The 22,110-nt window shown below is 59.8% G+C and carries 17 protein-coding genes; all 17 read left to right on the forward strand.

Features of this window, described 5'->3' with window-relative positions:
- Positions 1-22: 22 nt before the first annotated feature.
- A complete protein-coding gene (locus ACSEXS_RS11635; protein ID WP_438433393.1) occupies positions 23-1,126 on the forward strand; it encodes a class I SAM-dependent methyltransferase in 1,104 nt (367 codons plus the stop codon).
- A 285-nt stretch (positions 1,127-1,411) separates the two neighbouring features.
- Positions 1,412-2,068 carry an RsfA family transcriptional regulator gene (locus tag ACSEXS_RS11640; protein ID WP_438433394.1) on the forward strand — a complete coding sequence of 219 codons (657 nt, stop codon included), beginning with the start codon at positions 1,412-1,414 and terminating at the stop codon, positions 2,066-2,068.
- A 119-nt stretch (positions 2,069-2,187) separates the two neighbouring features.
- Positions 2,188-3,171: a ketopantoate reductase family protein gene (locus tag ACSEXS_RS11645; RefSeq protein WP_438433395.1), complete on the forward strand. Its 984-nt coding sequence runs from the start codon at positions 2,188-2,190 to the stop codon at positions 3,169-3,171.
- Positions 3,172-3,400: 229 nt separating this feature from the next.
- Entirely contained in the window at positions 3,401-5,104 is a 1,704-nt protein-coding gene (locus ACSEXS_RS11650; RefSeq protein WP_438433396.1) for a peptide ABC transporter substrate-binding protein, read from the forward strand.
- A gap of 197 nt (positions 5,105-5,301) precedes the next feature.
- Entirely contained in the window at positions 5,302-6,234 is a 933-nt protein-coding gene (locus tag ACSEXS_RS11655) for an ABC transporter permease (RefSeq protein WP_438433397.1), read from the forward strand.
- 3 nt (positions 6,235-6,237) lie between these two features.
- Complete coding sequence (locus tag ACSEXS_RS11660) at positions 6,238-7,155, forward strand: ABC transporter permease (RefSeq protein WP_438433398.1); 918 nt, start codon at positions 6,238-6,240, stop codon at positions 7,153-7,155.
- 15 nt (positions 7,156-7,170) lie between these two features.
- Positions 7,171-8,208 (forward strand): ABC transporter ATP-binding protein, encoded by a 1,038-nt coding sequence (locus ACSEXS_RS11665; RefSeq protein WP_438433399.1) that lies wholly within the window; start codon positions 7,171-7,173, stop codon positions 8,206-8,208.
- Complete coding sequence (locus tag ACSEXS_RS11670) at positions 8,208-9,167, forward strand: ABC transporter ATP-binding protein (RefSeq protein ID WP_438433400.1); 960 nt, start codon at positions 8,208-8,210, stop codon at positions 9,165-9,167. The genes ACSEXS_RS11665 and ACSEXS_RS11670 overlap by 1 nt, the downstream gene beginning before the upstream one ends.
- 206 nt (positions 9,168-9,373) lie before the next feature.
- Positions 9,374-11,005, forward strand: coding sequence for a bacillithiol biosynthesis cysteine-adding enzyme BshC (gene bshC / locus ACSEXS_RS11675; protein WP_438433401.1), 1,632 nt, complete (start codon positions 9,374-9,376; stop codon positions 11,003-11,005).
- 30 nt (positions 11,006-11,035) lie between these two features.
- Positions 11,036-12,298 (forward strand): adenosylhomocysteinase, encoded by a 1,263-nt coding sequence (locus ACSEXS_RS11680; protein WP_438433402.1) that lies wholly within the window; start codon positions 11,036-11,038, stop codon positions 12,296-12,298.
- Positions 12,299-12,461: 163 nt separating this feature from the next.
- The gene (mraZ, locus tag ACSEXS_RS11685; protein WP_438433403.1) at positions 12,462-12,899 is read left to right on the forward strand and encodes a division/cell wall cluster transcriptional repressor MraZ; all 438 of its coding nucleotides are present in this window, start codon (positions 12,462-12,464) and stop codon (positions 12,897-12,899) included.
- Between the two features lie 26 nt (positions 12,900-12,925).
- Positions 12,926-13,894, forward strand: a complete 969-nt coding sequence (rsmH, locus tag ACSEXS_RS11690; RefSeq protein WP_438433404.1) for a 16S rRNA (cytosine(1402)-N(4))-methyltransferase RsmH — start codon at positions 12,926-12,928, stop codon at positions 13,892-13,894.
- Positions 13,895-13,900: 6 nt separating this feature from the next.
- The gene (locus ACSEXS_RS11695) at positions 13,901-14,308 is read left to right on the forward strand and encodes a hypothetical protein (RefSeq protein ID WP_438433405.1); all 408 of its coding nucleotides are present in this window, start codon (positions 13,901-13,903) and stop codon (positions 14,306-14,308) included.
- 24 nt (positions 14,309-14,332) lie between these two features.
- Entirely contained in the window at positions 14,333-16,630 is a 2,298-nt protein-coding gene (locus ACSEXS_RS11700) for a penicillin-binding transpeptidase domain-containing protein (RefSeq protein WP_438433406.1), read from the forward strand.
- Between the two features lie 164 nt (positions 16,631-16,794).
- Complete coding sequence (locus ACSEXS_RS11705; RefSeq protein WP_438433407.1) at positions 16,795-18,729, forward strand: stage V sporulation protein D; 1,935 nt, start codon at positions 16,795-16,797, stop codon at positions 18,727-18,729.
- A gap of 274 nt (positions 18,730-19,003) precedes the next feature.
- A complete protein-coding gene (locus ACSEXS_RS11710; protein ID WP_438433408.1) occupies positions 19,004-20,485 on the forward strand; it encodes a UDP-N-acetylmuramoyl-L-alanyl-D-glutamate--2,6-diaminopimelate ligase in 1,482 nt (493 codons plus the stop codon).
- A complete protein-coding gene (locus ACSEXS_RS11715; protein ID WP_438433409.1) occupies positions 20,482-21,885 on the forward strand; it encodes a UDP-N-acetylmuramoyl-tripeptide--D-alanyl-D-alanine ligase in 1,404 nt (467 codons plus the stop codon). The genes ACSEXS_RS11710 and ACSEXS_RS11715 overlap by 4 nt, the downstream gene beginning before the upstream one ends.
- Positions 21,886-22,110: the final 225 nt, after the last annotated feature.

The raw sequence follows: 22,110 nt of genomic DNA on the forward strand, positions 1-22,110 counted from the left end.
ATCCGGAAAGGAGATATCCCGGTTGGAAGATCGTGACGGGTTGATTCGGGCGATTCGGGAAAGCATGAACGCCTGCGGGGGAGCGATTTCGTTCCGCGATTACATGGAGCTGTGTCTGTACCATCCCGAGTTCGGCTATTACATGAACGACCGGATCAAGCTGGGACCCGGCGGAGACTATTATACGGCCAGCGATGTCGGCGGAATTGTCGCCAAGCTGATCGCGCGGTATGCGGCTGCAGCGGCCAAAGCCGATCCGGCGCTGCGCACCTTCGTGGAGTGGGGCGGAGGAACGGGAAGAACGGCGGCCGCCATTCTGGACGAATGGAAGGAATCGGAGCCGGAGCTGTACCGCGAGATGACGTATGTGCTCATCGACAGAAGCCCCTATCACCAAGCTCGGCAGGAGGAGCGGCTCACCGCTCACGGAGACCGGCTTCGCGTCTCGTCGGAAGTCGAATGGCAAGCTCGGGGCGCGCGTTCGGGCGTGTTTCATTTTTCGCAGGAGCTGCTCGATGCGTTTGCCGTTCATCGCGTGGTGCAAAAGGAGGACGGGCACGGGCTGCATGAGGTGTTCGTCGAATGGCGGGAAACGACCGACTCGTTCGGGGAAACGCTTCGTCCCTGCAGCGATCCGCGCTTGTCCGATTACCTGCAGCGACACGGGATCAAGCTGCCCGCGGGCTACCGGGCGGAGATCAATCTGCAGGCGGAGCGGTGGCTGACGGAGCGGCTGCTTGCGCTTGCGGATGGCTGGGTCATGACGATCGACTACGGCGAGGAAAGCGGCGCGCTCTATGCGCCGGAGCGGCGTCTGGGGACGCTGATGAGCTATCGCAACCACCGAACGGTGGACGACCCGTACCGTTTCCCCGGCGGTCAGGATCTGACGGCGCATCTCAATTTCAGCGCGTTGATCGAGGCGGGACTCGCCTGCGGCGTGCGCGACTGGAAGCTGTGGACCCAGCGGAATTTTTTGGTGGAGCACGGAGTATTCGAGCTGCTCGGCGACCCGGCGAGCCCCGATCCCTTTCACCCCCAAGCCAGGCAGAACCGGGCAATCCGCCAACTGCTGCTGGCCGACCGAATGGGCGAGGTATTCAAGGTTCTCGTCCAGCGAAAATAAGGGCGTTTCGACAAGACTTCTCTGTCGCTTTCCGCGGCGGGGAAGTCTTTTTTGCGTTAACTCTTCTATTCAAGAGCCGTCCGCGCTGAGTGTCAGGTATGAGAGAGCGGGAAATGGGGAATACCGAATAGTAACAAATAGATTCTATGAACTCTACCATGGGCATAAAGATGAACAAACGGCAGAGTTGCGCCTCATCCGCCAGACGAAGGGATTTCCCGCGAACGGAACCACTCCCGTCCATCGGTTGCGGAAGGCTATTATAATCGCGTAGGAGGAGTTTCAATGTCAGCAATCAGACAGGACGCATGGACAGAGGAAGATGACCTGATCCTCGCCGAGGTTACCCTTCGTCATATTCGGGAAGGCAGCACCCAACTCATGGCATTCGAGGAAGTGGGAGAGCGGATCGGCAGGACCGCGGCCGCCTGCGGCTTCCGCTGGAACAGCTACGTCCGCAAAAAATACGAAGCCGCTATCCAGATCGCCAAAGCGCAGCGGCAGAAGCGCAGTCATTTGAAAAAAGGGACCGCTTCCGTGCCGGTGCTGAGCTCGGTTGCCGTGGCGGAGCCGGCAGATTCGCTCTTATCCAAGACGGAGGGCTTCGGAAGCGGAGAAGAAGGCATCTCGATCGACTCGGTGATCCGCTATTTGCGTCATTTGAAGGGTGCCTTTCAGGAGCTCACCCGCCAAACCAAGCTGATGGAGCGGGAGATTATCGACAACCGCGACGAGCTGAACCGGCTGAGGGAAGAAAATGAGCGGCTCGGCAAACAGGTCAATCACGTCGAGACGGACTACCGGGTCGTCAACGACGATTACAAGGCGCTGCTCCAGATCATGGACCGGGCCCGCAAGCTCGCTTTCCTGACGGAAGAGGACGAGGAAAGCAAAGCCCGCTTCAAGATGGATGCCAACGGCAACCTGGAACGGATCGAATAAAGACCTATCGCTTGAGCGATAAGCACGCCAAGGCGGAGAACATTGCCGCAATGGGGTGCTTTTTCCTTTGTTCCTTTCTTCTCGTCTCATTATAATAGAAGAAAGAGGGGGAGGTTCGGTTGAGAATCGAAGTGGTAGGAGGCGGCTCGCTCGGGCTGCTGCTCGCGGCGCGTCTGGCGCCGCATTGCCGGTTGCAGCTCCGCGTCCGCACGAAGGCACAAGCGGCCGGCATCAACCGGCAGGGCGTCGCTCTGAATGCGGGAACGGACGGTCCGGAAAAGCGAACCCGGCTTCCGGTCTTCGCGACCGCCGGGAACGAGGAGCGGGATGCCGCTCTGCCCTTCGAGCCGGATTGGATGCTGCTCACGCTGAAGCAAAAGGACATCACTCCCCGCTTCGTCCGCGAGCTCGCCGGACGGATGGCGCCGGACACGCGGCTGCTCTGCTTCCAAAACGGCCTCGGCCATGCGGAGAAGCTGGCGGAAGTCATTCCAGCGGAGCGGATCTGGCTGGCGGTGACCACCGAAGGAGCCAAGCGGGAAGCGCCGGATGCCGTCCGCCATACCGGGGCGGGAATCAGCCGCATCGGCAAAGCCTCGACGGCATGGACGGCGGATGACGACGACGCATTTGCCCGACTGTCTCCGGTGTTGGACCGGGCGGGTCTTCGCCACGAGAGACGGCGGGACATTCGGCCGGCGGTCTGGGAGAAGCTGATCGTGAACGCCGTGATCAATCCGCTCACGGCCGTCATGCGGATAACCAACGGAGAGCTTCTCCAGAATAAGGCCCGTCTGGGACTTATGAAGGAATTGTTCGAAGAGGCGCGTTCGGCTGCCCTGGCTCATGGTGTACCGCTCGCGGACACTCTGTGGGACGATGTCGTTCAAGTGTGTAAAGCGACCGCGGCGAACCGTTCGTCGATGCTGCAGGATGTGGAGAGCGGAAGAGAAACCGAAATGGCCTGGATAAGCGGAGCTATCCTGGAGAAAGCTAAGGAAAAGTCGCTAAAACTCCCCGCAACTGAGCTAATATGCCGGATTGTGAGCGGAATTGAGCCAAGCCCCGGGGATTGCGAATACGGTGATGCGTCATCGGTGTAAAGCTGACACGCGGAGTTAGCATAAATGTTTTTTAAAGGGGCTATTAGAATTATCATTCGAACCAGCCAGTAGATTTTATTAACCACTGGTTGTATAATGGGTAACAAGTTGCAGATGAAAACAGACGAATTTTGTTTCATAGAAACGGTCATGGGGTTAGCCTTAGGTCGGGGGTTCGTCTGGAAGTCATTTTGTACAGAGAAATCATATTGTAATGGGGAGGCATTTTATGAAGATCAACAAGGTTCTAACAACCGCAGTTGCCGTCACCTTGATCGGCGGCGCCTTCGCCGGTTGCAGCAAGAAGGATGAAGGAGCTTCTCCTTCCACAAGCCCTGCTGGATCCACCGCACCTTCCGACAATTCGAGCACGGCGCCCTCTACGGGCAACAAAACGATGAATATTATCTACAGCGCTGAGCCGCCCGATCTGGACAGCTCGAAAGCAACGACCAACGCTTCTTTCACGATGATCAATGCTCTGAACGAAGGCCTGTACCGCCTCGACAAAGACGGCAAGGCGACGCCGGCTCTCGCCGCCGATATGCCGCAGATCTCGGCAGACGGCTTGACCTACACGATCAAGCTGCGCGACGGCGTAACGTTCGCCGACGGCACTCCCGTCAAGGCCAGCAACTTCGTCGAAGCTTACAAGCGTACGCTCGATCCGAACACGAAGGCTCTCTACGCCTTCATGCTGGAATGGATCAAGGGCGGCTCGGCCGTTAACAAGGCGAAGACCGCCGACGAAATCAAGGCAGCCAAGGACGCTCTCGGCGTAAAAGCCAAGGACGACCAGACGCTGGAAATTACGCTGGAAAAGCCGGTCGCTTTCTTCACGCAACAGCTTGCTTTCCCGCTGTTCTTCCCGCAGCAGCAGTCGGTTGTCGATGCCGCAGGCGACACTTACGGCAAAGACCCGGACAAAGTCAGCGGAGCCGGCCCATTCGTCCTGAAGGAATGGAAGCATGAGCAATCCTTGACCTTCGTCAAGAACCCGAAATACTGGGATGCTGCCAATGTGAAGCTCGACGGTTTCACGGTCACGATCGTAAAAGACCGCGCGACTTCGGTCAACCTGTTTGAAACGGGTCAAGGCGACTTGACGACGCTCGGCGGCGAATACGTCACCAAGTACCAGGGCAAACCGGAAGAGCAGATCAAGCGCGAGCTCACCAACGCTTATATGATGTACGAACAGAAGAAAGCTCCGTTCCTGGCCAACAAGAACATCCGTCAGGCTCTGACGCTGGGCATCGACCGGGCGGCGCTCGTCAATATCGTTCTTCGCAACGGTTCCGCTCCTGCCACGGGTCTGGTTCCGATCGGCACCTCGGACGGCAACAACGGCGACTTCCGCAAGACCGCCGGCGACACGCTGGCAGCGTTTGACGCAGCGAAAGCGAAGGAACTGTTCCAGAAGGGCCTGCAAGAGCTCGGTCTGAAGGAACTGCCGGCATTCAAGATTACGGCCGACGACACGGAAGGCGCGAAGAAGACCGTCGAATTCATCCTCGGTCAATGGAAACAGAACCTGGGCATCACCACCGCTTCGGCTGACACGGTTCCGCACGAACTGCGTGTAGAACGTCAGGACAACAAGGACTTCGACGTGATCATCGCTCTGTGGGGCGCTGACTATAACGACCCGATGACCTTCCTGGATATGTGGACCACGACCAGCAGCTTCAACACGATGGACTACAGCAATGCCAACTACGACAAGCTGATTGCCGACGCTCAGAACGAAGCCGATCCGGCAAAACGCAGTCAGACGCTCGTCGAAGCGGAAAAGCTGCTTATGGACGACATGGCCGTCGGACCGCTGTACTTCCGCACCACGGTTTACGCCCTGAACCCGAAGGTAACCGGAGTCATCTTCCCTTCCTTCGGATCGGAATGGGAACTCAAGTGGGTTGACGTACAGAAATAAGCAATGACTGCCTGAATATCGGGAAAGGGGCCGTTCTCGCACCTTAAGAGCGGCCCATTTTCTCTGAACAGCGCGAAGAAAGGCGATTGTTCTTCGCTGCGACCCGCCTAACGGCCCCAAGCCCGCTTCCCAAGCGGGTAGGTGCCGTTTATGCGTGTCCAAGGCAGTAATCATAATTTTGGCTTAGGTGGTGCCTTATGGTAAAGTTTATTATTCGCCGACTCCTTTACATGATTGTCACCCTATGGGTGATCATCACCGTGGTGTTCTTCCTGATGAAGAACCTCCCCGGGAATCCCTTCGGCGAAGCATCCATGAAGCTATCGGCGGATGCGAAGAAAATTCTCTTGCAGCAGTATGGTTTGGACAGGCCCGTCTGGGAGCAGTATCTGAAATACATGTGGAACGTTCTTCACGGCGATCTCGGCCGCTCCTACCAATTTCCGACGACCACGGTTACGGAGAAGATCGGACAAGCCTTCCCGGCTTCGGCCGAACTGGGCCTTTGGGCGCTGCTCATCGCGGTTATCGTCGGTGTCGCACTCGGTATCGTCGCTTCGCTTCACCATAACAAAGGACTCGACTACGCTGCCATGTTCACCGCAGTCGTAGGCGTCTCTGTTCCTTCCATGGTGCTTGGTCCGCTGCTTTCCTATTATGTAGGCGTTAAGCTTGGCTGGCTGCCTCCCGGCTTGTGGAATGGCCCGCAATATCGCATTTTGCCCGCTATCGCTCTTTCTTTCGGTACCATCGCCGTACTGGCGCGTTTGATGAGAACCTCGATGCTGGACGTTCTCAATCAGGACTATATCAAGACTGCCAAAGCGAAGGGACTTTCGCCCAACGTTACCGTCTGGAAGCATACGATTCGCAACGCCATCATTCCGGTTATTACAGCGCTCGGCACCATCGCCGTCAACCTGATCACCGGCACCCTGATTGTCGAGCAAGTCTTCGCTGTGCCGGGACTCGGCAAGCACTTTGTGCAAGCCGTCACTTCCAATGACTATACGATGATTGCGGGACTCACCATCTTCTATTCCGTAATCCTGATGATAGCCTTGTTCATTGTCGACGTGGCTTACGGGTTTATCGACCCTCGAATTCGTGTCTCGAAAGGGAGGGCTTAACCCATGCAAGAAATTACCCAAGACCAATTCACACCGATTAACCGCGAGCAGCTCGGCACCGAGAAAATTGTCCGGCCTTCGGTTAATTTCTGGGCGGACGCCTGGAGACGCCTGCGGATGAACAAGCTGGCCATGGGCGGATTGATTACCCTCGTGGTGCTGCTGATTATGGCGATCTTCGGACCGCTCATGACGAATCACACGTATGATTTCCAAGATTACAACAACCTAGACAAGTTTCCGAACAAGAGCTTTTGGTTCGGGACGGATGAGTTCGGACGAGACATGTGGACCCGCGTTTGGTGGGGCACCCGCATTTCCCTGTTCATCGGTGTCGTTGCCGCGCTGGTCGACTTGATCATCGGCGTTCTGTACGGCGGAATTGCCGCCTATTTCGGCGGACGCGTCGACGACATCATGATGCGCTTCATGGAAGTCATCTATGCGATTCCGTATCTGCTGATCACGATCCTGCTGATCATGTTCCTTCAGCCCGGTATCACGACCATCATCATTGCTTACTCGATTACCGGTTGGGTCGGTATGGCTCGCCTGGTCCGCGGCCAGATCCTGCAGATCAAAGAGCAGGAGTTCGTACTCGCGGCCCGTACACTCGGGGCAAGCCCGTGGCGGATCATCCTGCGCCATCTGATTCCGAACGCACTCGGGATCATCATCGTTCAAATTACGTTTGTTGTGCCGGGCGCCATCTTTACCGAAGCATTCCTCAGCTTCCTCGGCCTCGGCATTAAAGCGCCTTTGGCCTCCCTGGGCGCCTTGATCAGCGACGGGATCGGAGTTCTTCGCTTCCACTCCTACCGGCTGATCATTCCTACCATTGTCTTCAGCTTGATTCTGTTGAGCTGTAACCTGCTCGGCGACGGACTGCGCGATGCGCTCGATCCGAAGCTGCGCAAATAAGGGGTGAAACGTGGAATGACCACATCGAAAGATACCAAGCGGATTCTGGACGTGACGGACCTGAAGGTTTCCTTCCGGACCTATGCCGGTGAAGTGCAGGCGGTACGGGGAGTCACGTTCCATTTGGATAAAGGGGAAGTGCTGGCGATCGTCGGCGAGTCGGGCTGCGGCAAATCCGTCACCGCCCAAACGATCATGCGCCTCGTGCCTTCTCCCCCCAGCTTCATCAAAGAAGGCTCGATCGTATTTAACGAAGACAAGGACATCGTCAAGCTGTCGGATCGTCAGATGCAGCGGGTTCGCGGCTCGGAAATGGGCATGATTTTCCAGGACCCGATGACCTCGCTCAATCCGACGATGACGGTGGGCAAGCAGATCAGCGAGAGCCTGATCAAGCACCAAGGCATGAACAAAGCACAGGCCATGGCCCGTTCGCTGGAAATGCTCAAGCTGGTCGGGATGTCCAACCCGGAAGGCCGCTTGAAGCAGTACCCCCACGAGCTGTCCGGCGGGATGCGTCAACGCGTGATGATCGCAATCGCGCTGGCCTGCAACCCGAAGCTGCTGATTGCGGATGAACCGACGACAGCGCTCGACGTGACGATCCAGGCTCAGATTATCGAGCTGATGCAGGCTCTGAAGGAAAAGACCGATGCCTCTATCATTATGATCACCCACGACCTCGGCGTCGTCGCCGAAATGGCCGACCGCGTCATCGTCATGTACGCCGGCAAGATCGTTGAAGAAGGCACGGTGGACGAGATTTTCTACGAATCCCGCCATCCGTACACCTGGGGTCTGCTGCGCTCCGTTCCCCGCCTTGATGCGGAGAACAAGAGCGACCTCGTGCCGATTCCGGGAACGCCTCCCGATCTGTTCGCACCGCCGAAGGGCTGCGCCTTTGCGGACCGCTGTCCGTACGCCATGAAGGTGTGTCTGGACCATGATCCGGAGAAATTTGAAGTGAAGGGCGACCATCGCGCCGCCTGTTGGCTCTGTCACCCGGATGCGCCGAAGGTTGAGCGTCCGGTTGAAGCGGGAGGTGCGGTATAATGGCGGAACAGAACTATCTGCTTGAAGTCAAGGACATGAAGAAGCATTTCAATATCGGCGGCAAGATGCTGAAGGCCGTCGACGGCGTCACCTTTAACGTCCGCAAGGGCGAAACCCTCGGTATCGTCGGGGAATCCGGTTGCGGTAAATCCACCGCCGGCAAGACGATCATCGGCTTGTACGATATCACCGGCGGAGACGTGCTCTACAACGGCAAGAGCATCAAGAACATGAGCGCGAAGGATCGCCGCAGCTATACCCGGAGCATGCAGATGGTGTTTCAGGATCCGTATGCATCCCTCAACCCGCGGTTGACCGTCGGCGACGTCATCGCCGAAGGGATCGACATTCACGGCCTGGCCAAAAGCCGGGCGGAGCGGACGAAGCGGGTGCACCAGCTGCTTGACGCCGTCGGCCTGAACTCGGAGCATGCGGGCCGGTTCCCGCATGAATTCTCCGGCGGCCAGCGCCAGCGGATCGGGATCGCCCGGGCGCTCGCCATCGAGCCGCAGTTCATCATCGCCGACGAACCGATTTCGGCGCTCGACGTTTCGGTCCAGGCCCAGGTCATCAACCTGTTCCAGCAGCTGCAAAAAGAACGCGGTCTGACTTATCTGTTCATCGCCCATGACCTGGCGATGGTCAAACACATCTCCGACCGGATCGGCGTCATGTACCTCGGCAAGATGATGGAGATTACCTCCTCCACCAAGTTGTACGCGAAGCCGCTCCATCCGTATACGCAGTCGCTCCTGTCGGCGATTCCGATTCCCGACCCGGAAGTGGAGCGTACGCGGGAACGCATTATCCTGCAGGGCGAGGTTCCGAGCCCGCTCAACCCGCCAAGCGGCTGCCCGTTCCGTACGCGCTGCCCGCATGCCATGGAGATCTGCTCCAAGGAAATGCCGCCCATGAAGGAAATCGAAGAAGGCCACTACGCGGCCTGCTACCTGTATTGATCTTCAACCGGCGCAAGCCGGATGCTTTGCCCACCCATTACTGAACCGCCCTGCGAGGGGCGGTTTTTTTTCGCTTTCCCGCTTGAGGCGCAAGCTCCGGGGCGTGTGCGATTCGGTTGTAATTTTGCACATCCGCATGTACAATCTAAATGAACTGCCGCCGGTAGGTTTGGGAATACCGGCGCGAATTGGAGGCTTGGCACATCTTGATACTGGAACCCATCACGCTCGGGGCGGGGCAAACGCTGGCGGAGGAATACCGCCGGAATTTCACCCGGCTGAAGGAGCTGTATGCGTATAATCCGTGGGAACCGGAGGAGTGGGCGCGCCGGGCAGCCGCCCGCGATGCTAGCCCGGCTCCGTCGGCGGACCGGGAACGGGTAGCCGATGCGTTACGATCCTACAACACGGCCATGGGCAACTCGAAGGAAGCCTTGGAGCAGATCGAGCGGCTGCGCGACCCGAACGCCTTGGTGCTGACCGGCGGCCAGCAGGCGGGCCTCTTTACCGGCGAGCTTCTGGTGATCTACAAGGCCGTAACCATTCTTCATGCGGCGAGGATCGCGGAAGCGCGGCTTGGCCGACCGGTGATTCCGCTCTTCTGGATCGCCGGCGAGGATCATGATTTCAACGAAGTCAATCACGTTGCCATTCTGGACAGCCGGCTCGCGACGAAGAAGATCGTCCTCCCCCATCCGGGTATGGGCCGTTCCTCGGTAAGCCGAACGGTTATCGAGGATTGGGGGCCTGTGCTCGAAGAGCTGGAAGCCTCGCTCATGGATACGGAGTTCAAGACCGGCCTCATGGAACATCTTCGCCGTTTTGCCCGCGACTCGCGCACCCTGACCGAATGGTTTGCCCGTTTCATGGCTTGGCAGTTCGGAGAGCAGGGGCTTGTGCTGCTGGATTCCGATGACCCCGCTCTGCGAGCCTGCGAGAAGGATTTCTTCCTGGAGCTGATCACACGCCAGGAAGAGTTGTCTGCTTCGCTGCAGGAAGGCGAACAGGCGGTGCTGCGGCACGGGTTTGAGCCGCAGGCGGAAGTGGTCCCGGACGGAGCTAACTTATTCCTGTTCGATGAGAAGACCGGCGACCGCATCCTGCTTTACCGCCGCGAAGGCGGTTTTACCGACCGCAAGGGAACCCGCTTCTTCACCCGGGAAGAATTAGTGGACCGGCTGAACCGTTCGCCCCAGGACTTCAGCAACAACGTCCTCACCCGGCCGCTGATGCAGGAATACCTGCTGCCGGTGCTCGGAGCGGTGCTGGGTCCCGGCGAACTCAGCTACTGGGGCTTGACGCGGCGGGCGTTCGAAGCCTTCGGGATGGACATGCCGCTGCTCGTGCCGCGCAAGAGCTTTACGCTCATCGAAGGCACCGTGGCCAAGCATATGCGCAAGTACGGCTTGACGCTGGAGGATGTCTTCGACCGGCTGGAGGAACGGAAGCAGGAGTGGCTGAAGGAGCAGGACAGCTTGGGGCTTGCGGAACGCTTTGCCTGGGCCAAAGACAAGCTGCGCGAGGATTATCAGCCGATCGTCGACCTCGTCTCGTCGATCAATCCGGGCATGGCCAAGCTCGCCGGAGTTAACCTGATGAAGATCTTGGAGCAGGCGGAATTCCTGGAAGCCCGCTCCACCGAGGCGTACCAGTCGCAATTTGACGCCTCCATCCGGCAATGGGACCGGATCGCCTTGTCGCTGTATCCGGGCGGCAAGCCGCAAGAGCGGGTTTACAACGTGCTGCCTTATCTCGTCAAGTACGGGAACAGCTGGCTCTGGGAAGTAATGGACGCCCTCACCGAAGAGTGGGGAGAGCATCGGGCGGTCTATTTCTAAATAAGAAGAAAAAGTGGAGGAGGCCAAGGGATGAATACGAAGGAACGGAGCATCATTGCCAATCCGGCGCTGGCGGCGGAGGGACATCTCAAGATCGACTGGGTGGACGCCCATATGCCGGTGCTAAACCGAATCAAGGAGCAATTCGTCAAGGAGCAGCCGTTCAAAGGGCTGAAGGTGGCGATCTCTCTCCATCTGGAGGCGAAGACCGCTTACCTCGCCAAAGTGGTGCAAGCCGGAGGCGCCGAGGTGGCGATCACCGGCAGCAACCCGCTGTCGACGCAGGACGATGTGTGCGCGGCGCTGGTGGAGGACGGCATCACGGTCTATGCCAAATACAACCCGGAACCGGCGGAGTACAAGGAGCTGCTCATCAAGACGCTGGAAACGGAGCCTGACCTCATCATCGACGACGGCGGCGATCTGGTGACCCTGCTGCATACCGAGCGCACCGATCTTCTGAAGACGGTCCGGGGCGGAGCGGAGGAAACCACGACCGGTATCCTGCGGCTCAAGGCTCTGGAAAAGGAAGGTGCGCTCAAGTTCCCGATGGTTGCCGTGAACGACGCCTACTGCAAGTACCTGTTCGACAACCGGTACGGCACCGGACAGTCGGTGTTTGACGGCATTAACCGCACCACGAACCTGGTGGTCGCCGGCAAGACCGTGGTCGTCGTCGGCTACGGCTGGTGCGGCAAGGGGGTCGCCATGCGGGCCAAGGGCCTCGGAGCGAACGTGATCGTCACCGAAATCGACGCGATCAAGGGCGTCGAAGCCTACATGGACGGCTTCGCCGTCATGCCGATGGCGGAGGCCGCCAAGCGCGGCGACCTGTTCGTCACCGTGACCGGCAACAAGGATGTCATCCGCAGCGAGCATTACGAGGTGATGAAAGACGGAGCGTTGCTCGCCAACGCCGGTCACTTCGACGTCGAGATCAACAAGCCGGACCTGAACGCCCTTTCCGTCTCGAAGCGGACCGTGCGCCGCAACATCGAGGAATTCCAGATGAAGGACGGCCGCCGCATCTATCTCCTGGCGGAAGGTCGCCTCGTCAACCTGGCCGCCGGCGATGGACATCCGGCCGAGATCATGGACATGACCTTTGCCTTGCAGGCCATGTCGCTGAAATACGTCAACGAGCAGTACAAGACGATCGGCAACCGGGTGTTGAACCTGCCTTACGAGCTGGACGAGCAAGTGGCCCGCTTTAAGCTCGAATCCCTGGGAACCGGAATCGATGCGCTCAGCGACGAGCAAAAGGCGTATCTCCAGAGCTGGCAGCAGCATTAACCGGCGGCCGAATCGGGAACGCGAGCGGCATTAACCATTTAGGCGGTTAAAAAAATTTTAGAAATCCTGCCTCCGAGGCAGGATTTTTTATTTTGATTTCGAATATAAAGTATATCGCGTGGGGTGAAGTGGGGGAAAGTGGAGGAAAGGGGCGCTGACATCCGTGTTTATGGGGGAACACCAACATAGCATCGATGAGAAAGGCCGCCTGACCATCCCCTCCCGGTTCCGCGAAGAGCTGGGAGCCTCTTTCGTCATCACCCGCGGGTTGGATCAATGTCTGTTCGTCTACCCGAGCTCCGAATGGAGCGTGCTCGAACAGAAGCTGAAGTCGTTGTCCCTGATGAAATCCGACGCCCGCGCTTTCACCCGGTTCTTCTTTTCCGGAGCGGTCGAATGCGAGCTGGACAAACAGGGAAGGGTAAATTTGCCGAAGAATCTGACGGAGCATGCCAAGCTGGACAAGGATTGCGTCGTCATCGGCGTCTCCAACCGGGTTGAAATCTGGAGCCGAGCGGTTTGGGAGGAATACTCGCAGAAGTCCGAGGAGTCCTTCAACGAAATCGCCGAGAAGCTGGTGGATTTCAACTTCGATCTATGAGGAACAGGCAGGAGGAAGGCAAGCGGATGTTTCATCATGTAACCGTCATGAAGGAAGAAGCGGTGGCGGGGTTGAAGGTGCGCCCCGAAGGAATCTATGTCGACTGCACGCTCGGCGGAGCCGGGCACAGCGAACGTATCGCCGCCGAGCTCGGTCCGGACGGGAGACTGATCGCTTTCGATCAGGATGAAACGGCGCTCACTCATGCGAGGGAGCGGCTGGCTCCTTATCTGGACCGTGTCGTGCTGGTCAAAAGCAATTTTCGATACATACGCGAGCAATTGAGCGAACTGCCCGTGCCCAAGCGGGACGGCGTGCCCCAGGTGGACGGCATCCTGTACGACCTGGGCGTCTCCTCGCCGCAGCTCGACGAAGCCGAGCGGGGCTTCAGCTACAACCAGGATGCGGAGCTCGACATGCGGATGGACCGCAGCTCGCCGCTCACCGCCGCGGATGTGGTAAACGGGTGGTCGGAGCTGGACATCGCCAAGGTGCTGTTCGAATACGGCGAGGAGAAATTCTCCCGGAGGATCGCCGCGGCCATTATCCGCGAACGCAGCGCCGAGCCGATCCGGACGACGCTAAGGCTCGCCGAGATTATCAAGGAAGCGATCCCGGCCGCCGCCAGGCGTTCAGGACCGCATCCCGCCAAGCGAAGCTTTCAAGCGCTGCGCATCGCCGTCAACGACGAGCTGCGGGCGTTCGAGGATTCCCTGGAGCAAGCCGTGGATTGTCTGGCTCCGGGCGGAAGGCTGTCCGTCATCACCTTCCACTCCCTGGAGGATCGCATCTGCAAGCAGACCTTCGCCCGATTCGTCGGCACCTGCACATGCCCGCCCGATTTTCCGGTGTGCGTCTGCGGGAAGGTTGCGAAGCTGCGCCTTATCGGACGCAAGCCCCAGGAGCCGTCGACGGAAGAATTGGATGAGAACCCGCGCGCGCGATCGGCCAAGCTGAGAGTCGCCGAAAAACTTGAATTTGGGAAAAAGGAGTAGATGAACTTGGCGTATACGTATGGCAACCTGGCGGTAAGGGAAGCGGAGCGGCAGAAGCAGAATCCAAAACCGGGCCATCGCCCGAAGCCGTCTCCCGGCCGCAGGACGTTCAAGCTGTCTGCTCTGGAAAAGCTGGCATACCTCGGGGCGTGCTTCGCCCTGACGGCCGTGCTTGGCAGCTTGGTTCTGCTCACTTCGCAGCTTTATGCCACCAACCATGAAATCTATCAGACGAAGCAGGAGATGAAGCAGGAAGACGAGCGGAACGCCGAGCTCAAGGCCAAGCTGTGGACGGTGAAAAATCCGGAAAAGCTTTCGGCCGAAGCGGTGGCGGAAGGCTACAAGCCCGTACAGGAAAATCAAAAGCCGAGCTCGGGCGACTCCGAGGCGTCGCATCAGACGGCATCCCGATAAACCGGCGGGGAGTGAACCAACCAAATGGATAAAACCTCAAAAATCCGGTCCTTGTTGATCGGAGTCTTTTTTTTCCTGCTGTTTTTCACCGTCGTCGGCCGAATCTATTGGATTCAGGTCGTAGAAGCCTCCAGTCTCCGCGAGAAGGCCGAAGGATTGTGGACCTCGGAGGAAGTTCTCCAGCCCGTGCGGGGCTCGATTACCGACCGCAGCGGCCGGACGCTGGCGGAAGAGACCCCGGCTTACACGGTGGCGTTGAACCCGGAGATCATCCACGATCGGGACAATGCGCGCGATGTGGCGCATGAGCTGGCTCAGGTGCTGAAGACGAAAGACGATCCCGCCTATGTTGCCGACCTGGAGGAGCGCTTGTTCAAGTTCGCCACCAAGAAGCGCCCGGCGCCCAAGGACGACAAGTACATGCTGGAGGTCGAAGTCAAGCCGGAAGGCTGGAAGCTGAGCGCCGAGAAGAAGCAGGACGTGGAAGCGGTCATGGATAAGCTTCAACAGCAGTTGAAGGCATCCGGCAAACCCTACTATTCGGTCGGCATCCTTTTAAAAGAAACGCAGAAGCGCTACTATCCCTTCGACCGGCTCGCCTCGCAGGTGCTCGGATACATGAGCAAGGAAGGCGAAGCCGTCACCGGACTGGAAAAGAGCCTCAACAGCCAGCTCACCGGTACGCCCGGGAAGCTGGTCAAGGAGAAGGACCTGAAGGGCGTGGACATTCCCGGCTCCAAGGCGAGCCTGACCTCGCCGATCGACGGCAAGAACGTTCAACTGACCCTGGACCAGAACATTCAATATTATCTGGAAAAGGAGCTTCGCCGGGCCCAGGAAGAATTCAAGCCCAAGAGCATGACCGGCATCGCCGTCAATCCGAAGACGATGGAGATTCTCGGCATGGCCAGCACGCCCGATTTCAACCCGAATGAATACTGGCTGACCGATCCGAGCGCCTACCGCAACCGGGCGATTGCCAATCAGGTTGAGCCGGGCTCGACCTTCAAGATCGTTACGCTCGCGGCCGCCATCGAGCAGGGCCTGTGGAAGCCGCATGCGCAATTCGATTCCGGGGTTGTTAAATTTCAGGGCATGAAAGAGATTCGCGACCACAACTGGGTCGGCTGGGGAAGAATCTCCTTTATGGAAGGCTTGGTGCGTTCCAGCAACGTTTTGTTTGCCAAGCTGGGATACGAAGACCTGGGCAAGGAGAAATTCACCTCCTATGTGCATAAGTTCGGCTTCGGCGAGCGGACGGGAATCGATCTGCCGGGCGAAGCCGCCGGCAATACCAATTTCCGCTACGATTCGGACTATGCCCGCGCGACCTTCGGCCAATCGGTATCGGTGACGGCGCTGCAGCAGGCGGCCGCCTTCGCCGCGATCGCCAACGACGGCAAGCTGATGAAGCCGTATATCATTAAGCAAATCACCGATCCCAAGACCGGCAAAGCGGTCCAGACCGGCAAGCCGGAAGTGGTCCGCCAGGTCGTGAGTCCCGAAGTGGCCCGGCAGACCGGCTTGGCCTTGGAGCACGTGCTCATGGATGAGCATGCCACGGGGCTGGGCGCGGCGATCCAGGGGTACCGGATCGCCGGCAAGACGGGTACGGCGAACATCGTGCCCGAGGGAGAGAAGACCTATGCTTCGGACAAATGGGTCATCTCCTTCATGGGGTACGCGCCGCTGGAGAACCCGCAGATTCTCCTGATTATCATCGCCGACCGGCCGCAAATCAAGACGTACCATGACGGCAGCCAAGTCACCCTGCCGGTGTTCAAGAACGTCATGTCGGAGACGCTGGCCTACCTGGGCATTCCGTCCTCGGAGAGCCAGACCAAAACCCAGCAGTCGCAGGCCTCCGCCTCCGTACCGTCCCTGACCGGCCTCTCGGTCAATGAGGCGAAGGAGAAGCTGAACGCTGCCGGTCTCCATGCGGATGTGCTTGGCTCGGGTTCGGCCGTGACCAAACAGCTTCCCGCCGCCGGCACCGAGGTGCTTCTCGGCCGCAGCGTCGTGCTCGTCGCGGGAACGGTCGGAAGCGCCGCCGTTCCCGACTTGACGGGCATGTCGCTCCGCGACGCGGTCGAGATTGCCACGCTGCTCCAAGTCTCCTACAAAGTCGACGGCGAAGGCTTCGTCGTCTCGCAGAAGCTGACGGGAACCGGCAGCAAGCGGACGTTGGAGCTCACGCTGAAGCCGTTCAGCGAATCCGTCGGCACGGAGGCGGGCGGTTCCGCTTCGCCGTCTCCGTCCGATGCCGGGGCTTCGCCCACTCCCGGAGGGGGGAGCGAAGCGGGGACCGGCAGCGCCGGCTGACCGCAAGCGGCGGACGAGACGGCCGACAACGAGCGAAGTATGCGGAATCATTCCGGAAAAGCGATGGAAGGAATGATCCGCATGCAGAGCAGCTTGTTCTACCCGGACGACCTTCCGAATAGTCATGGATTGATCCATACTTGACGATTTCGGAGGGAACTGTCATGAAGCTGTCACCCGTCACCATGCGCCGTCGGCTGTGGTTCGCCCTCCTGGGCGGCATCGTGATTTTCGCCGCGCTGATCCTGCGGCTCGGTTATGTTCAGCTTTGGCTCGGTCCCGATCTGGCGGCCAAAGCGGAGGATTCCTGGCGCCGGGAGATCCCGCACGCGGATAAGCGCGGCGAGATTTGGGACCGCAACGGCGTCCGGCTGACGTATAACGTGAGCTCGCCCTCGGTCGTCGCGGTGCCCGCTCAAATCAAAGACAAGCAGACCACGGCCCAGAAGCTTGCGGGCATTCTCGGAATGTCCCAGGAAGCCGTCTACAAGCAGATTACCGTCAACAAGATGCTGGTCGACATCAAGCCGGCGGGGCGGAAGCTGAGCGAAGCCAAGGCCAAGGAAATCCGCGCGCTGGGCTTGTCCGGCATCGTCGTGGCCGAAGACAACAAACGGTATTATCCGTTCGGCCAACTGGCCGGGCACATCCTGGGCTTCACCGGCGGCTACAACCAGGGACTCACCGGCGTGGAAGCCAAGTACGACGATGAGCTGACCGGCGTCAAGGGCAGCGTTTCTTTTCTGTCGGATGCCTCGGGCAAGCGGATGCCAAATTCTTCCGAGCAGTTCCAGGAGCCGAAGGACGGACTCAATCTGCAATTGACCATCGATTATTATTTACAGTCGGTGCTGGAGCGCGAGCTGGACAACACGATGGCCAAGACGCAGGCGGATCAGGCCTGGGCGATTATGATGGACCCGAACACCGGCGAGATACTGGCCATGGGCAACCGCCCCGGCTACGAGCCGGAGAAGTTCAATCAATACCCGGCGGAGGTGTACAACCGCAACCTTCCGATCTGGATGACCTACGAGCCCGGTTCGACGTTCAAGATCATCACCCTTGCTGCGGCACTGCAGGAAAAGAAGATCACCTTCAACGAGCCCTTCTTCGATTCGGGCAGCGTCAAGGTGGCGGGAGCCACGTTGCACTGCTGGAAACGGGGAGGCCACGGCAGCGAGACGATGCTGGAGGTCGTCGAGAATTCCTGCAACCCGGGATTCGTGCTCATGGGGCAGCGGCTCGGCAAGGAGACGCTGTTCGATTACATCAGCCGGTTCGGCTTCGGCAAGAAGACCGGCATCGACCTGAACGGGGAAGAGAACGGCATTCTCTTCAAGCCGAGCCGCGTCGGCCCGGTCGAGCTCGCCACCACGGCCTTTGGCCAGGGCGTGTCCGTCACGCCCATTCAGCAGGTCGCGGCGGTGTCGGCGGCGATCAACGGCGGCAAGCTGTTGACGCCCCACGTGGTGAAGGCCTGGTACAACCCGGAGACGGGGGAGAAGGTGAAGAGCGTCGAGCCCGAGCTGAAGCGGCAGGTCATCTCCCCGGAGATCTCCAAGCAGGTCCGCTACGCGCTAGAAAGCGTCGTCGCCAAGGGAACCGGCAAGCCCGCCTTCATCGACGGCTACCGGGTAGGCGGCAAGACCGGTACGGCGCAGAAGGTCGTGAACGGCCGCTATTCCCCGAACGAGCATATCGTCTCGTTCATCGGCTTCGCTCCGGCGGATAACCCGAAGGTCGTGGTCTACGCGGCGGTCGATAACCCGCAGGGCATTCAGTTCGGCGGGGTCGTGGCCGCGCCTATCGTCAAGAGCATGCTCGGAGACGCCTTGCGGTATATGGGCGTTCAGCCCAGCAAGGATCAGCTGTCGCGCGAATATACCTATGGAGATGTCAAGACGGTCGAGGTGCCGAATCTGGTCGGAATGACCGTGGCGGATATCTTCGAGGACATGCGAACCGATTTCCGTCTGGTCAAATCCGGGCAGGGAAACGTGGTCGTCAACCAAGTGCCCAAAGCCGGAACGCGGGTGGACGAAGGGTCTACGATCCGAATCTATTTGGCCGACGAGGCGGGAAAGGCCAAGGAATAGCGGCAGCGCGGGTTCATCGCACGGATGCGGATCGAGGGCGTGTGCCCGGAACCAGGGGGGCACAGACGAAGACCCCCTTGCAAGAGGGAGAGCATCCTCTCCCTCTTTGCCGTTGGCTCTCAATGCGAATCGAGAGGGTAAACTTGGGGGTTTCTTGCTGATTAAAGCAAGTGTAGAATGGATATAAATGAAGGGATACCCAGGAAGGAACCGAACGAAATGAACAAGCAAACACCGTTTACATACAGCTGCGCGGCAAGAGGGGGCGAGCGGCATGAGGCTTAGCGAGCTTGCCGGCTTGTTCCCGAACGCCGTCCGGACCGGCGACGACGCGGAGGTCCGCGGCATCGTGACGGATTCGCGCCAGGTATCCGCAGGAGACTTGTTCCTCTGCCTTCCGGGCTTCACCGTGGATGGCCACGATTATGCCGAGCTGGCCGTCCGGCAGGGAGCCGCCGCTTTGGTGGTGGAACGGCCGCTGCCTTTAAGCGTACCCCAGCTTCAAGTGAAGGATTGTCATTTTGCCGCCGCGGTCATCAGCAATCATCTCTACGGCTACCCAACCGAGCGCCTGAAAGTAATCGGCGTCACCGGTACGAACGGCAAGACCACCACCACGACCCTGATCGACGCGCTGTTGCGGGCGGAGGGTCACACCACCGGCCTCATGGGCACGATTCGGACCGTCATTGCCGGCGAAGCCTTCAGTACCGCCAATACGACTCAGGAAGCGGCCGTGCTGCAAAAGAACTTCCGCCGCATGCTGGATAAGGGAGCCGATTACGGCGTCATGGAAGTGTCCAGCCACGCCCTCGACCTCGGCCGGGTGAAAGGCATCCGGTTCCGGACCGCCGTCTTCACCAACCTCACCCAGGATCACCTCGATTACCACAAGACGATGGAGCGTTACCGGGCGGCGAAGGGGCTGCTTTTTTCCCGTCTCGGCAATGAATTCTCGCCCGACCCCGACCGCCGTCAGTATGCGGTTCTGAATGCCGATGATCCGGCATCCGCCGAGTTTGCCGCCTTAACCAGCGCCCATACGCTGACGTACGGCATCGACAGCGCGTGCGACGTACGGGCCGAGAACATGCGGCTGACCAACCGGGGAACGGAATTCCGGTTAACGTACGGCGATGAATTTGCGGACATCCGCACCAAGCTGGTCGGCCGGTTCAATGTCTACAACACACTGGCCGCTGTGGCGGTTCTGCTGCTGGAGGGCGTGCCGCTCGAACGGATCGCTCTCCATCTGGAAGGGCTGCCGTCGGTAGAGGGGCGCATGGAGATGGTCGACGAGGGCCAGGATTTCCTCGCGCTCGTGGATTACGCCCATTCGCCGGACGGCTTGGAGAATGCGCTGGCCGCGATTCGCCAGTTCGCCGAAAACGGGGTGATCACCGTCTTCGGCTGCGGCGGCGACCGTGACCGGACGAAGCGGCCGATCATGGGCGAGATTGCAGGCAAGTACAGCGATTACGTGCTGGCCACCTCGGACAATCCGCGCACCGAGGACCCGAACGCCATTCTCGGGGAGATCGAAGCGGGGCTCGCGCGCACCGGAGCCGGACACTACGAGATTCTGGCGGACCGCCGCGCCGCGATCCAAAAGGCGGTTGAACTGGCAAGGCCCGGCGATGTACTATTGATTGCGGGCAAGGGCCATGAAACCTATCAGGAAGTGGACCGCGTCCGCCATCATTTCGATGACCGCGAGGAATTGCGGAACGCGATCAGAGGAGCACAGACATCATGAAGAAAACACTGCGGCAGATCGCCGCGATAACCGGAGCTCGGCTCGTAGCCGGAAACGGGCGGGCAGGGGAAGAAGACCCCGTCATCACGAAGGTATCCTCGGATACGCGCACTCTGACGCCGGGCAGCCTGTTCGTGCCGCTCACCGGCGAGTCGTTCGACGGACACGATTATCTGGCGCAGGCGGTCCGAAGCGGGGCCGCCGCCGCCTTCTGGCGGGAGGGCCGAGAGCTGCCCGCCGCCGCGCCGCCGCTGCTCGTCGTGCCCGATCCGCTCGCTGCGCTGCAGAGCCTCGCCCGGGCTTACCGGCGCGAGCTCGGCGTCCGCGTCGTCGGCATTACCGGCAGCAACGGCAAGACGACGACCAAGGACCTCACCGCGTCCGCGATCGGGACGGCTCTTTCGGTCCACAAGACACCGGGCAACTTCAACAATCACATCGGCCTGCCGCTGACGCTCCTGCAGATTCCCGAGGGGACACAGGCGGCCGTGATTGAGATGGGCATGAGCGCACGCGGCGAGATCGCCCTCCTCACCTCCATCGCCGAACCCGATATCGCCATCATCACCAATATCGGCGAATCCCATCTGCTGCAGCTGGGCAGCCGCGAAGAGATCGCCCGCGCCAAGACGGAGATTCTGGCGGGGCTGGCGCCGAACGGCCTGTTCATTTATAACGGCGACGAGCCGCTGATCGAGCAGGTGCTGCCGGAAATGCCGCAGCCGGAGGGCATGCGCCGTCTCCGGTTCGGCGAGGATCGCATGAACGACCTCTCGGCAGCGGACGTGGTCTCCGATATCTCCGGCAGCGTGTTCCGCCTTCAAGAACCGGATTCGCCGGAATTCCGCATTCCGCTCGCCGGGCGGCACAACGTGACCAACGCGCTCGCCGCGATCGCGGCCGCCCGGGCGCTCGGCGTTCCGGACGACCGCATCCGCGAGGGGCTGGCCCGCGCGGCGATCACCGGCATGCGGATCGAGCGCAAGGTGGCGCCAAACGGGGCCGTCATCCTGAACGACGCCTACAACGCCAGCCCGACTTCCATGAAGGCGGGGCTCGCCCTGTTCCGGGACGGCAGCCAGCCGGACGCCGGACGGCGTATCGCGGTGCTCGGCGACATGCTGGAGCTGGGCGACCGCGAGGCGGAGTTTCATGCCGAAGTCGGCCGCGCCGCCGCAGAGGCCGGCGCCGACCGAATATTCGCCTTCGGGCCCAGGTCCGCCCGTCTGGCGGCGGCTGCGGAGGAGCGGATGCCAGCGGGAACCGTTCGCCATTACACCGACAAAGCGGCGCTCATTGCCGATCTGCTCGCAGAGGTGAAGGCGGGCGATGTGGTGCTGGTCAAGGCATCGCACAGCATGCATTTGGAGGAAGCGGCCGAGGCGCTTCTGCGAGCCTAGCAAAACGGCTATCGCAAAAACGTTGGTCCGAATAGGAATGGAAGAGCCGGGCGGGGCATATCCCTTGTACTAGAAATCATTCTTAGCGCATTCCGCCCTTGCCCCGGCGCCAAACCGGGAAGCGTCTGCGAATGCTTTTGTCAGGGGCGTGCCCCGCGCGCAAGCGAGCTTCCGGTAAAGGAAATAAAAGCTGAGAGTTGAGTTACCCGAATAGGAGTTGTCTAC

The organism is Gorillibacterium terrae (genome assembly GCF_051594785.1).
Taxonomy (GTDB): Bacteria; Bacillota; Bacilli; order Paenibacillales; family NBRC-103111; genus Gorillibacterium.

Excerpts from the sequence above, each read along its gene's own strand:
- ACSEXS_RS11640 (WP_438433394.1), top strand. The coding sequence starts at position 1,412 with ATGTCAGCAATCAGACAGGACGCATGGACAGAGGAAGATGACCTGATC.
- ACSEXS_RS11650 (WP_438433396.1), top strand. The coding sequence starts at position 3,401 with ATGAAGATCAACAAGGTTCTAACAACCGCAGTTGCCGTCACCTTGATC.
- ACSEXS_RS11655 (WP_438433397.1), top strand. The coding sequence starts at position 5,302 with ATGGTAAAGTTTATTATTCGCCGACTCCTTTACATGATTGTCACCCTA.
- ACSEXS_RS11660 (WP_438433398.1), top strand. The coding sequence starts at position 6,238 with ATGCAAGAAATTACCCAAGACCAATTCACACCGATTAACCGCGAGCAG.
- ACSEXS_RS11665 (WP_438433399.1), top strand. The coding sequence starts at position 7,171 with ATGACCACATCGAAAGATACCAAGCGGATTCTGGACGTGACGGACCTG.
- ACSEXS_RS11670 (WP_438433400.1), top strand. The coding sequence starts at position 8,208 with ATGGCGGAACAGAACTATCTGCTTGAAGTCAAGGACATGAAGAAGCAT.
- ACSEXS_RS11680 (WP_438433402.1), top strand. The coding sequence starts at position 11,036 with ATGAATACGAAGGAACGGAGCATCATTGCCAATCCGGCGCTGGCGGCG.
- rsmH (WP_438433404.1), top strand. The coding sequence starts at position 12,926 with ATGTTTCATCATGTAACCGTCATGAAGGAAGAAGCGGTGGCGGGGTTG.
- ACSEXS_RS11700 (WP_438433406.1), top strand. The coding sequence starts at position 14,333 with ATGGATAAAACCTCAAAAATCCGGTCCTTGTTGATCGGAGTCTTTTTT.
- ACSEXS_RS11705 (WP_438433407.1), top strand. The coding sequence starts at position 16,795 with ATGAAGCTGTCACCCGTCACCATGCGCCGTCGGCTGTGGTTCGCCCTC.
- ACSEXS_RS11710 (WP_438433408.1), top strand. The coding sequence starts at position 19,004 with ATGAGGCTTAGCGAGCTTGCCGGCTTGTTCCCGAACGCCGTCCGGACC.
- ACSEXS_RS11715 (WP_438433409.1), top strand. The coding sequence starts at position 20,482 with ATGAAGAAAACACTGCGGCAGATCGCCGCGATAACCGGAGCTCGGCTC.